Source organism: Niallia sp. (assembly GCF_031978665.1).
In the GTDB taxonomy this organism is placed as follows: domain Bacteria; phylum Bacillota; class Bacilli; order Bacillales; family Cytobacillaceae; genus Niallia.
In genome coordinates this window covers 105,572-116,313 of record NZ_DALZDK010000013.1, presented here as the reverse complement: position 1 = coordinate 116,313, position 10,742 = coordinate 105,572, and the positions used below count along the sequence as shown (strand labels likewise).

General features: G+C 36.2%; 13 protein-coding genes and 1 pseudogene. 9 read left to right on the top strand and 5 right to left on the bottom strand.

Features of this window, described 5'->3' with window-relative positions; all coding sequences use genetic code 11:
* Positions 1-383: 383 nt before the first annotated feature.
* Both RTL21_RS09370 and RTL21_RS09365 read right to left on the bottom strand, forming a co-directional pair.
* Positions 384-515 carry a DUF3941 domain-containing protein gene (locus tag RTL21_RS09370; RefSeq protein ID WP_081836758.1) on the bottom strand — a complete coding sequence of 44 codons (132 nt, stop codon included), beginning with the start codon at positions 513-515 and terminating at the stop codon, positions 384-386.
* Between the two features lie 88 nt (positions 516-603).
* Complete coding sequence (locus tag RTL21_RS09365; RefSeq protein WP_312095580.1) at positions 604-1,464, bottom strand: DegV family protein; 861 nt, start codon at positions 1,462-1,464, stop codon at positions 604-606.
* A 205-nt stretch (positions 1,465-1,669) separates the two neighbouring features.
* On the opposite strand from RTL21_RS09365, the gene RTL21_RS09360 reads away from it, so the two are divergent.
* A complete protein-coding gene (locus RTL21_RS09360) occupies positions 1,670-2,494 on the top strand; it encodes a YitT family protein (RefSeq protein ID WP_312095578.1) in 825 nt (274 codons plus the stop codon).
* A gap of 15 nt (positions 2,495-2,509) precedes the next feature.
* Positions 2,510-2,869, top strand: coding sequence for a hypothetical protein (locus tag RTL21_RS09355; protein WP_312095576.1), 360 nt, complete (start codon positions 2,510-2,512; stop codon positions 2,867-2,869).
* Positions 2,870-3,122: 253 nt separating this feature from the next.
* Here RTL21_RS09355 and RTL21_RS09350 read toward each other — a convergent pair whose 3' ends face one another.
* The 3 genes from RTL21_RS09350 to RTL21_RS09340 form a co-directional block, all read right to left on the bottom strand.
* Entirely contained in the window at positions 3,123-3,314 is a 192-nt protein-coding gene (locus RTL21_RS09350) for a DUF3813 domain-containing protein (RefSeq protein ID WP_312095574.1), read from the bottom strand.
* Positions 3,315-3,467, bottom strand: a complete 153-nt coding sequence (locus tag RTL21_RS09345) for a hypothetical protein (RefSeq protein WP_162837581.1) — start codon at positions 3,465-3,467, stop codon at positions 3,315-3,317.
* A gap of 137 nt (positions 3,468-3,604) precedes the next feature.
* A complete protein-coding gene (locus tag RTL21_RS09340) occupies positions 3,605-4,423 on the bottom strand; it encodes a Cof-type HAD-IIB family hydrolase (RefSeq protein WP_312095569.1) in 819 nt (272 codons plus the stop codon).
* A gap of 430 nt (positions 4,424-4,853) precedes the next feature.
* Between RTL21_RS09340 and RTL21_RS09335 the strand changes: the two genes are divergently transcribed.
* From RTL21_RS09335 to RTL21_RS09305, 7 genes and pseudogenes are all read left to right on the top strand, one after another.
* Positions 4,854-5,642 (top strand): alpha/beta fold hydrolase, encoded by a 789-nt coding sequence (locus RTL21_RS09335; protein WP_312095567.1) that lies wholly within the window; start codon positions 4,854-4,856, stop codon positions 5,640-5,642.
* A 119-nt stretch (positions 5,643-5,761) separates the two neighbouring features.
* Entirely contained in the window at positions 5,762-6,070 is a 309-nt protein-coding gene (locus tag RTL21_RS09330) for a metal-sulfur cluster assembly factor (protein ID WP_312095565.1), read from the top strand.
* A 135-nt stretch (positions 6,071-6,205) separates the two neighbouring features.
* On the top strand, positions 6,206-7,207 hold the full coding sequence (gene moaA, locus RTL21_RS09325) for a GTP 3',8-cyclase MoaA (protein WP_312095563.1): 1,002 nt from the start codon (positions 6,206-6,208) through the stop codon (positions 7,205-7,207).
* A 40-nt stretch (positions 7,208-7,247) separates the two neighbouring features.
* Positions 7,248-8,519: a molybdopterin molybdotransferase MoeA gene (locus tag RTL21_RS09320; RefSeq protein ID WP_312095590.1), complete on the top strand. Its 1,272-nt coding sequence runs from the start codon at positions 7,248-7,250 to the stop codon at positions 8,517-8,519.
* A 48-nt stretch (positions 8,520-8,567) separates the two neighbouring features.
* Positions 8,568-9,296: a FadR/GntR family transcriptional regulator gene (locus RTL21_RS09315; protein ID WP_312095561.1), complete on the top strand. Its 729-nt coding sequence runs from the start codon at positions 8,568-8,570 to the stop codon at positions 9,294-9,296.
* Positions 9,297-9,479: 183 nt separating this feature from the next.
* On the top strand, positions 9,480-10,199 hold the full coding sequence (locus RTL21_RS09310; RefSeq protein ID WP_312095559.1) for a (Fe-S)-binding protein: 720 nt from the start codon (positions 9,480-9,482) through the stop codon (positions 10,197-10,199).
* A 17-nt stretch (positions 10,200-10,216) separates the two neighbouring features.
* Positions 10,217-10,742: pseudogene (locus RTL21_RS09305) on the top strand (LUD domain-containing protein); the annotation flags it as partial.

Below are 10,742 nucleotides of genomic sequence, written 5' to 3'. Positions count from 1 at the left end.
CCTTCATAGCCAAAAGTAGCATGGAAAGGTAACAGAGGAGCGCTCTCTAAGCCCTTTAAAGTAAAAAGCAGCATGGAAAGGTAACAGAGAAGTGTTCTCTAAGTCCTTTAGAGCCAAAAGCAGCATGGAAAGGTAACAGAGAAGTGCTCTCTACGCCCTTCATAGCCAAAAGCAGCCTGGAGAGGTAACAGAGAAGGGCTCTCTACGCCCTTCATAGCAAAAAGCAGCATGGAAAGGTAACAGAGAAGCGTTCTCTACGCCCTTCTCAGCAAAAAGCAACAACAAAAGGTAATAGAGAAGCCATAAATCCCTACATCAACAATAAAAATAACAAAACCAAAGGAGCTGCCAAGTTCCATTGACAGCCCCTCCAGCAATATTTCTTATAGATGATCTGTTTTTTTACTATATTGATGTTTACCATTTTTGCGGTTTTTTTCACGCATCATGTTCTTTTCATGACGCAATGCATTGTTGTCTTTTGCTTTTTTATCATTATCAGAAGTATGTGGCATAAAAAATACTCCTTTCAGCGTCAACTTTTGTTCAATGGAACATTGATAGTATGAGTGAAAGGAGTATTCTTTATTCTTTTTAAAGCAGTTATTCCGAAACTTTATTTAAGAAGAAAATGGCGATCGTGCCAGCGCCTGTATGGGACCCAACAGATGCACCAATTGATGAAATATACACATCTTTTGGCTGGAATTTTCCCACAATCATATCTTTAACCTCTAAAGCAGTTGCTTCATCATCGGCATGACTAATAGCAATGACTTGTTGATCTAGCTTATCTCCCCGTTCTTCTATTAATTCTATCATTCTGCGAAGGAGTTTCTTTTTGCCACGGATTTTTTCAAGAGGCACTAGCTTTCCATCTTCAACGTGTAGTAAAGGCTTAATATTTAATAAACCTCCAAGAAAAGCAGATGCTTTTGAAACACGTCCGCCTTTTGCTAAATATTCCAGATCCTCCACTGTAAATAAGTGTTCCATATGCTCGCATAAGAACTGTAGTCGTGGTATAATTTCACTTATGTCTTTACCTTGATCGCGGAGTTTCACAGCTTCTTGAACAACTAAACCAGCACCTAATGATGCGCATTTGCTATCAATAATCGTGAATTCAAAATCAGGATATTCTTCTTTCACTTGCTCTAAAATCATTACTGCTGTTTGGTAGGTTCCGGATAATTGCGAAGAAAAAGCAATATAAACAGCTTTATCCTTATTTTGAGCCATTGATGTAAAAACATCTTTAAACACAGCAGGAGACACTTGAGATGTTTTTGGAACTTGTCCACTGCGGATAGCATTATAAACAGTGAGTGGTTCAATGGTTTTTAAATCCTCGTATTCCTTTCCGTCTAGATTAACTTTTAGCGGTAATAGCGTAACCTCGTGTTTCTCATAATAAGATAGAGGTAAATCACTCGCACTATCTGCTAGGATTTTAAAAGTCATATTCATTCCACTTCTTTCTTTTTTTTATAAAAACATATGGTAATTGGAGTATGGTTATGATAAATAACGATAGTCTCTGTGAAAATGCCTTGTTTTTGATAACAAGGCATACTTATTTGTAGTTTATAAAATTTTAGAAAAAAAAACAATGAATAGTAAATGCAAAAATAGTAAAAATTACTATATATCGTATTGGAGGATACATATGTATTGGTTATTAACAAAAAAATTAGTCGTAGTTATCTTTGGGGCATTATTAAACGCAATTGCTATGAATTTTTTCCTGATACCTGCCGATGTGTATGCAAGTGGCTTTGCGGGCGTCGCTCAACTTGTATCAAAAGTAACACCTCTTTCTACTGGGATATTATTATTTATCCTTAATGTTCCGATTGCTATTATTGGTTGGATCAAAGTAGGAAGATCATTTACGTGTTTTAGTTTTTTAAGTGTAGTCTTTATGTCTTTGTTTATGGAAATTATTCCTGTTACGAGCTATTCGCATGATATTTTATTAAATGCTGTGTTTGGCGGAGTCATTGCGGCTATTGGGGTTGGATTAACGTTAAAGTGGGGGGCCTCCACTGGTGGAATGGATATTATTGCGATGATTCTCTCTCGTATGCAAGATAAGCCAGTCGGCACCTATTTCTTTATTTTGAATGGTGCCATTATTATAACGGCTGGTGCTATGTACGGTTGGGAAAAAGCTTTATATACATTAGTAAATCTTTATGCTGCAACAAAAGTAATCGATATGATACATACAGCCCATCAAAAATTAACCGTGATGATTATAACAAAGAAAACAGCGGAGCTTAAGGTTGCAATTCATGAAAAATTAGTTAGGGGCATTACGATCCTGCCAGCACGAGGCGCATTTTCCAATGAACCAAAGGAAATGTTAATGATTGTTGTGACTCGGTACGAATTATATGATATAGAACGAGTTATTAAGGAAGTAGATCCGCAAGCATTTACCAATGTGGTGCAGACGACAGCGGTTCTCGGTTTCTTTAGAAAAGCATAACGGAGGTTGTTCATTTTGAAGAAAATAATTGCAGTTGTTTTATGTTTTATAATAAGTGGATTTATTCCATATATATCAACTGCATCGGCGAATTCTAATAAAGAACAAGTGAAACTACAAGATTTATCTGTTAGTGGTACTAACGGAAATTACGTCATTAAAGGTACAGTGTCAACGAAAAATGCCGTTTATTACACAGTTGAGGACGGTCACCATGAATTAATAGCAAAAAAGAAAGTACCCTTAAGCAATAATAAATTTTTGTTGCATATTCATGTAAATGTAAAAGCTCTTCCAACAAATGGAACAGTTATTTTATATTTTTCTGAAGAGGGAAAAGAACCTTATCCAGTAGTGTTAGAAACTTTTTCTTGATTTGACATTCTTTTATTTGATTTAGGCTTTAGCCGAGAACCCTCGTGACTTCAGTCGTAGGTTGTTGACTTTATTACCTTTTCCTGCAAACACTTTTCGCTTTCCGTTAATCTCTGACTTTCTCGCATTTCCCCTTGGCGTATTCAGGCTGGTTAGGATTATAAAAAAAGCTGCCCACCAAAGGCGAATCTACCAAGCGTTTCTTTTTCTATAGCTTGTGAAGATTTCCTTTTTTGGACAGCTTTTCTTTAGTTTAGTGTGTCTGAATTTGATCCAGCTCTTTTTGCAATTCCGCTAATTGATGTTGTTCGGCTGTTGTTGTATTGGCATATGCAGAGCTAATTGCATTTTTTGCTTTATCAACTAAGCCTTCCATATCTTTGCCGTTAGCATATTTAGCTACCTCAACTGCTTGTCTAGCTTCTTGAAAAAGTCTATTTCCCATTTATTCTAATCCTCCATGAGATTGTCTTTCATTTGACATTTTATAGCTTTCAGCTTCAGCATATGTCATATGATAAGGGATACGTTCGGAATGCTTTGATACGGAGTCTACTCCTTGTTGAACGAAGCGTTTCGATTTATTTCGTTTTCCCATTGATGATCCCTCCGAGCGTTAGAGTATATTGGAAAGACAAAGAAGCATTTCATTTTCCCGTGAAACAGTAACTTACTGCTTCGCTTATAGTATGAACCCATAATGCAAGCTTTAAAGACGGTAATGATACCCAGCTTTTATAGAATACGGAGATTTAAAGCCTCATTTAAATAGACAGCAATTCCGTCCTCTTCATTGGATAAAGTAATGTCATTGGCAAGAGCTTTTAACTCATCAATCCCATTTCCCATTGCCACACCTTTTCCAGCATACTCGATCATTTCAAAATCATTATCTTCATCGCCAAATGCAATGATATTTTTTTGAGGGATTTGAAAATAATCAGAAACTTTCTGCAAACCAATCGCTTTATTTATTCCAGATCTAACAATTTCAATGACATGAAAGGGATCGGCCCAACGGCGATGATCAATTAAATCTGCATGGACATCAGATAAATGCTTACGGATTGCGGGAACATGTTCTTCTTCAGCATGAATTAGGATAGAAGTAGGTGCCGCTTCTAAAAATTCCAATAGATTTCCGACTGTTACTTTTGGATTTCCTAAGGAAAAAATATCGATTAATTTTTCATCGTGATAATGATAGTAAACATCATCCATCACTTCCGCTATTATATTGTGAAAAGGATAGTCATTGCATGCAGCTACTATGTCTCGCGCTGTTTTTATATCAAGCGGAGAATGGTAAAAGCCCCAATTTGTATCCTTTGGATGATGAATAAAAGCGCCATTAAAGTTAACGATAGGAGTATGTAAGTTTAATTCATGATAAATCGCTTCACTTGCGCGGAAGGGTCTACCTGTTGCAATCATCACTTCATGGCCATTATCCATCGCTTTTTGAATGACTTTCTTTGTTAGGGGAGAAATCGTTTTATCATCTTTTAATAAAGTTCCGTCAAGGTCTAATGCAATTAGGTGTTTGTCTGTCATAGTATCTCCTTTAGTGTCAGTATAGTAATTTTCATTCCACCCTTAAAGGGCGTAATTTTCGAAAAAAATCCCACTTCATGTTACACTTACTAATACATATAGAATATTATTACACTTTATTCGTTAATTCTACTTTCAGCTTGATAAGTTATGTAAAGTCAATGAAATAGTAGATATACTCCCTTTCTATTGTGTACAGTTTATTTTACATGAATTATTTATTATTTCCAAAGGCTGTTTTGTAAAGCTTGTTGAAATAAATAAGCAGCATGAATACGTTTAACTTGCGAGGTCTTACCATCTCGCTAATTTCCGTGGCGCGTTTATGGTTATTCTTGCTGTTTATAATTCTTTTATAGAAAATTCCCCTATATTAAAAAACAACAATTTTTTAGAAAACAGCCTTTCCAACAAAAAGGAGGGGCGAGCGATGATTCTGGTTGAAAAATTACATATAGAAGAAATTCCCGTTTTGCATATTGTAAAAAAAGACCACTATGATCAAAAACGACCATATATTCAATTTACACATGGCTTTACCAGTGCAAAGGAGCATAATCTCCATTTTGCCTATCACTTGGCAGAGAAAGGATTTCGCGTTGTTCTCCCTGATTGTTTGTATCATGGGGAACGGGAGCAAGGATTATCTGCTATGGAATTAAACCTGCATTTTTGGAATATCGTAATGAAAACGATTGATGAAATAGAGGAGATTAAAAATTATTTCAGCAAGAAAAACCTTATCGATGATCAACATATTGGCATCGTTGGAACAAGTATGGGGGGGATTGTTACATTAGGTGCATTAAGAAAGTATCCTTGGATTAACACTGCAGTTAGTCTAATGGGGATGCCGTATTATGAGAAGTTTGCTCATTATACTATTTCTGAGGTGAAAAAAAGAGGCTACGAACTGCCATTAAGCGATAGCGAAATCGAAGCATTAATTTCGCAATTAGAGGAATTAGATTTAAGCAAGGCACCTGAAAAATTGCAGCATCGACCGCTTATGTTTTGGCATGGCAAAAAGGATGAAGTCGTACCATATGCTTATTCTCATCAGTTCTATGAACATATAAAGCCTTTGTATGAAGAAGTGCCAGATCGATTAGTATACCTTTCGGAAGAAAATACAGGTCATAAAGTAAGCAGAAGCGCTATGCTTAAAACGGTGGAATGGTTTGAAAAGCATTTAGCAGCTGGGATTGAAAAAGCGTGATTTAAATCCTTTTTTTTCATCATAATTATTTGTTATAGTGTAAATATAAAGATAAAGTTTAAGCTTTGGAAGCTACTAAATATTCTTGAACATAAATAAATATAAGGGGTGTCTTTTAGATGAATGAAGAATTAAAAGATAGTATTATGGGTGCACTGGAGCTTGTTATCGATCCAGAACTTGGTGTCGATATTGTAAACTTAGGATTAGTTTATGATCTGGAGCTTAAAGAAGATGGGATATTGGAAGTGACAATGACACTAACTGCAATGGGATGTCCACTTGCTGGCGTCATTGTCGATCAAGTAAAAGCTGCTTTAACCGATATTCCCGAAGTAAAAGAAACAGAAGTAAATATTGTTTGGTCACCAGCTTGGACAAAAGATAGAATGTCCAGATATGCAAAAATCGCCTTAGGCGTTCGATAAGCAGCAATTTCTAAAAAGAAGGGAAACCTTCTTTTTTTCTTTGTTTTTAATATACTGTATATTGCGAAAAATGGTATGATAGAAAGATAAAAGTGAATCTTTTGTGAATGTTAGCAAAGGGGAGTGAGATTGAATATGAAGGATCAGTTAAATCGACCACTAAGGGATTTACGCATTAGTGTTATTGATCGCTGTAATTTACGGTGTCAATATTGTATGCCCAAAGAAATTTTTGGTCCAGATTATCTCTTTCTTCCTCCAAGTGAATTATTAACTTATGACGAGATAGAAAGAATTGCAAAACAGTTTGTTCAATTAGGAGTCGAAAAAATTAGATTGACTGGTGGAGAGCCGTTGATGCGAAAGGACTTACCAGCGCTAATTGAAAGACTCGTCCAAATAGAAGGGCTTCATGATATTGCTTTAACTACAAATGGAATTTTTCTTCCTAAATATGCAAATGATTTAAAGAAGGCCGGACTCCAGCGTGTAAATATTAGTTTGGATAGCATTAATGATGAATTATTTGGGGCTATGAATGGAAGAAATGTAGGAGTCACGCCTGTTAAAAAAGGGATAGAGGCTGCTAAAAAAGCTGGTTTAGGGATTAAAATAAACATGGTCATAAAAAAAGGAATGAATGATTCAGAAATAATACCGATGGCAACCTATTGTAAAGAGAATGAATTAGAGCTTCGGTTTATTGAATATATGGATGTTGGTAGCACGAATGGATGGAAAATGAAGGATGTCATTACGAAGAAAGAAATCTATACGAAATTGCAAGACTCCTTTGAATTGGAGCCTGTCGAGGCTGATTACTTTGGAGAAGTAGCCAAAAAGTATCAATATAAGGATTCCAATGTGCTAGTAGGCTTTATTACCTCCGTTTCAGAATCTTTTTGTTCAAGCTGCACGAGAGCAAGATTATCAGCTAATGGGCATCTATACACATGCCTTTTTAATGGAAATGGTCATAATATTCGTGATTTTATCAGGCAAGGGGCTGATGATTTCGCCTTACATGCTTTTATAAAAAATATCTGGGAACAACGTAAGGATCGATATTCAGATGAAAGAACGGAAGAGACGGCGAAGCAACGGAAAAAAATAGAAATGTCTTATATTGGTGGCTAATTATTAATCCACTAATAAATACTTATCAAAGGTGATAAAAGTGGTGGAAAGAAGAACTCCGATTTCTATAAAGGAAGCTGTAACGAGAGTAATGCAATTCGCAAAAGAGGGAAAAACAGAGGAAGTATCCATTTATGAATGTAATGGCAGGTTTTTAAGTGAAGACATTGTGGCGAATCATGATGTACCTTCCTTTGATCGTTCTGCATACGATGGTTTTGCGATTCGTTCTGTTGATGTTAAAGGGGCAAGCAAAGAAAATCCAATTTCCCTATCAGTCGTTGATGAAATAGGGGCAGGTCAAGTTTGTCAAAAAAGAATTGGTGAATATGAAGCTGTTCGAATTATGACAGGTGCAATGCTTCCTGGTGATTGTGATGCAGTAGTAATGTTTGAAGTAGTAATCGAAAGCAATGAAAATAATCAGCCCTACATACTAATTGATCATGAAGTGAAGAAAGGAACGAATCTTTCCTTGCAGGGAGAAGATGTGAAAAAGGGTAAAACACTTGTGGGTAAAGGAACAAAGATTAATCCAGGAATTATGGCACTCCTGGCTACCTTTGGCTACGCAAAAGTTCCTGTTGCTAAAAAGCCGATAGTCGGAATCTTTGCTACTGGAACAGAATTACTAGAAGTGGATGAGCCATTAGAAAAAGGAAAAATAAGAAACAGCAATGCCTATATGGTAATGGCTCAAATAGAAAGAGCGGGAGCAACTCCTGTCTATTTTGGGAAATTACAAGATATGTTTTCGGAAAGTTATGAGGCGATGAAAGAAAAGCTTGAATTAGTAGATATCTTAATTACAACAGGTGGGGTTTCAGTAGGCGATTATGATTTACTTCCAGCTATTTATAAAGAACTCGGAGCAGAAGTGCTTTTTAATAAAGTAGCGATGAGACCTGGCAGTGTCACAACAGTTGCTCATTTAGAGGGAAAACTATTGTATGGGTTATCAGGAAATCCATCCGCTTGTTATGTTGGCTTTGAAATTTTTACAAAACCAATCATCAGGAGCTATTTATTTTCTTCCAAACCACATTTACAATCTGCTCCTGCAATATTAGGAGAAGATTTTTTAACAGGCAATGCTTTTACACGTTTTTTCCGCAGTACAGTTAGCAGGAAAGCAGACGGATTATTACATACAATACCAAGCGGTGTGGATAAATCAAATATTGTCACAAGCCTAGCTTTTGCCAATGCATTGACAATTCTTCCTAGTAATACTACTGGCTATAAAAAAGGAGAAAAAGTTGAAGTACTTTTATTAGAAGATGAAACAGGGTCAGAATGGCCATGGAAATAACGATGGGAATTAGATAACGCATTTTTTTCCTTTAAAGGAGGTGAATGGATGGAATTTAAGCAAATAAAACCAAAGAAGATTTACGAGGAAGTAGCAGATGCGCTATACGAAGCAATTAAAAAGGGACAATTTAAGTCTGGAGAAAAATTATCATCTGTTCAGCAATTGGCTGAGACCTTTCAAGTTAGTCGTTCCGCAATTAGGGAAGCATTAACGGCTCTAAAGGCAAAGGGATTGATTGAGATGAAGCAAGGGGAAGGAACATTTGTAAAAGCATACCATCCAGAGGAGGTAGTGTTTTCTTTTCCCCAAGCGATTCTAATGAACAAGAAGGATGTCATGAACTTGCTTGAAGTAAGGAGAATGATTGAAACTGGAGCTGCCAAATCTGCTGCAGAAAATCGCACACCCCAAGACTTAATCGAAATGAAAGCAGCGTTAGAAAAGATGAAAGTCACAAATGGGGGGAAGGAATTGGGAGAAACTGCCGATTTAGAATTCCATCTTGCTGTCGCTAAAGCTACAAATAATGCATTGCTCGTAAATCTATTGATGAATGTATCAGAACTAATGCAAGAAACCATGAAAGAAACAAGGCGAATTTGGTTATATTCGAAGCAGACAACGATGACTCAGCTTTATGAGGAACATTTGCTCATTTATCAAGCAATTTTGCATCAAGAGTTAGATAAGGCAGTTGACGCTATGCATCATCATTTAGAAAATGTAGAACGAATCTTAATTAAATATTTTGCTAAAGAGGAAAAGCTATTATAAAAATAATAGGAAAAGCAGATTATAAAAGCTTGTAATAATGAATTTGTTCAAAAAGATTTATATTATATTGAAACCGCTTAAAAGTTGAATGATTAAGTCATCAGATGACCTGTTCATTAGAAGTTTTATGCTGGTTTTGGAAAAAATGAATGAGGCATAAATAAAGAAAGAGGGGGATTTACAATGAAAGTGACGTTATTTGCTACATGTCTTGTTGATATGTTTCAAAGTGATGTTGGGAGAGCGACGGTGGAATTACTAGAGAGATTAGGATGCGAAGTAGAGTTTCCAATGACTCAAATTTGCTGCGGACAGCCATCCTATAATAGTGGTTATGTAAAGGAAACGAAGGAAGTAATGAAAACAATGATGAGATCTTTCGAGGATGCTGAATATGTTGTATGTCCATCCGGTTCCTGTGCGTATATGTTCCATGAATATCAGCATATTTTTAAGGGAGATCCAGTATGGGAGCCAATTGCAAAAGAATTAGCCTCTAAAACATTTGAATTAACGCAGTTTATTGTAGATGTCTTAAAAATAGAAGATGTAGGAGCTACTTTTCATGGGAAGGTTACATATCATACTTCCTGTCATATGACGAGATTACTAGGAGTAAAGGATGCTCCTATTAAACTACTAAAAAATGTAAAAGGGGTAGAATATACCGAATTACCATTAAAGGAGAATTGCTGTGGATTTGGCGGGACCTTTTCTGTGAAAATGGGGCAAATTTCAGAGCAGATGGTAGATGAAAAAATATCCTGTGTTGAATCAACCAATGCTGAATATTTAGTTAGTGCAGATGCAGGCTGCTTGATGAATATCGGGGGAAGAATGGGGCGAAAGAACAAACCAATTAAGGCTCTACATATAGCAGAGGTATTAAATAGTCGAGCATAACAGGGGGATGAAAAGCTATGTCGATGAAAACAAGTTCACAAAAATTTAAGGATAGAGTGTCAACAGAACTGGAAAATGAATTTATGCGGGGGGCCGTATCAAAAGCACAGCAAACCATTCAAACAAGAAAAAATAATGTGACAGAAGCGATGGGGAATTGGGAGGAATGGCGCTCTCATGGAGAAGAAATTCGTCAGCATGTATTAGAAAATCTAGACTACTATTTATATGAACTAAGTGAACAAGTAGTAAAACGTGGCGGTCACGTCTTTTTTGCGAAAACAGCAGAAGAAGCAAGTGATTATATTGAACAAGTAGCATTAGAAAAAAAGGTGAAAAAGGTAGTAAAAGCAAAGTCGATGGTAACAGAAGAAATCTCCTTAAATCAAAAGTTAGAGGGGGCTGGATGTGAAGTCATTGAAACGGATTTGGGAGAATATATTTTGCAGGTGGATGATCATGATCCCCCTTCTCATATCGTTGTTCCAGCATTGCATAAAAACAAAGAACAAATTCGAGATGTATTTACCAAAAAATTAAACT